Raw genomic sequence first — 1,182 nt, 5'->3', positions numbered from 1 at the left:
AAAAGCAGAACCTGAATATGAAAAGTGTGTGGCTATTTCTACAGATGCTTCTATTAAGAAAATGATGCTTCCCGGTGCTATTGCCATTATCTCACCACTTTTGGTAGGTTTTATTTTCGGACCTGAAGTATTAGGTGGATTTTTAGCAGGAGCTACTGTAAGCGGAGTTTTGATGGGAATGTTCCAGAATAATGCCGGGGGAGCTTGGGATAACGCTAAAAAGTCATTCGAAAAAGGAGTTGATATCAACGGTCAAACCTATTATAAAGGCTCAGAGCCCCATAAAGCTTCTGTAACAGGAGATACGGTTGGAGATCCGTTTAAAGACACTTCCGGTCCTTCCATGAATATTCTGATCAAGCTTATGTCTATTGTTTCGTTGGTTATTGCCCCTACTTTGGCCTCTTTGCATAAAGATAAGATCGATGCCAATAGAAAAGCAAAAATAGAAGCCTTAACTGGAGTTTCAGGGACACATTCTGGAAATATAACCTCAGAAAACGGAGCCGTAGTTTTGGCTCCGGTAGAAGTTAAAGGACACTTAAATGAAAGTGGCGATTTCGTATATGAAACCGGAAATGCTCAACAGATCAAACTTGAAGGTGGACGCACTATTTCTATGGGAGAAAATAGCCAGTTATACAGGCTTTACAATGATGTAAAGCAAAAGAATCAAGCTATTTTAGATTCTAACAAATGGTACACCATTGAAAATTTATACTTTGAAACGGGATCCAGTGATTTAAAAGAAGGTTCAGAAATTCAACTGAACAATCTAGCTGAGATTCTTAATGCTTATCCTGAATTAAGAGTGAAGTTGGGTGGTTATACCGATAATACAGGAAATGAAGAGAGCAACCTTAAATTATCTAACCTGAGAGCCCAAACCGCAAAACTGAAATTGTTAGAAATGGGAATTGCTTCAGACAGAATAGAAGCTGAAGGGTATGGATCTCAATATCCTGTTTGTGAAGCGAATGATACAGATGAATGTAAAGCAAAAAACAGGAGAATTGATGTAAGAGTCCTTGCTTTGTAATAAAAGTCAGATAAAAAATATAAGCACCGCTTTAAGTGGTGCTTTTTTATTATAAGTTTTTCTTCAAGTGTTCTAAGGCCTGGATAATCAGATCATCCTTCTTGGAAAAGCTAAATCTGATGTAATTGGAATCTTGTCTGGAG

Annotated in this window: 1 protein-coding gene; it reads left to right on the top strand. The window is 37.6% G+C overall.

Translation table 11 applies throughout. From position 1 onward, the window contains the following. Positions 1-1,039, top strand: a 1,039-nt coding sequence (locus ACGHIN_RS17260; RefSeq protein WP_390456472.1) for an OmpA family protein, incomplete at its 5' end; no start/stop codon positions are given. Positions 1,040-1,182 lie beyond the last annotated feature (143 nt).

The sequence above is a fragment of the Chryseobacterium barbadense genome (assembly GCF_042849955.1).
GTDB lineage: Bacteria > Bacteroidota > Bacteroidia > Flavobacteriales > Weeksellaceae > Chryseobacterium.
This window is presented reverse-complemented; position numbering and strand designations above follow the sequence as displayed.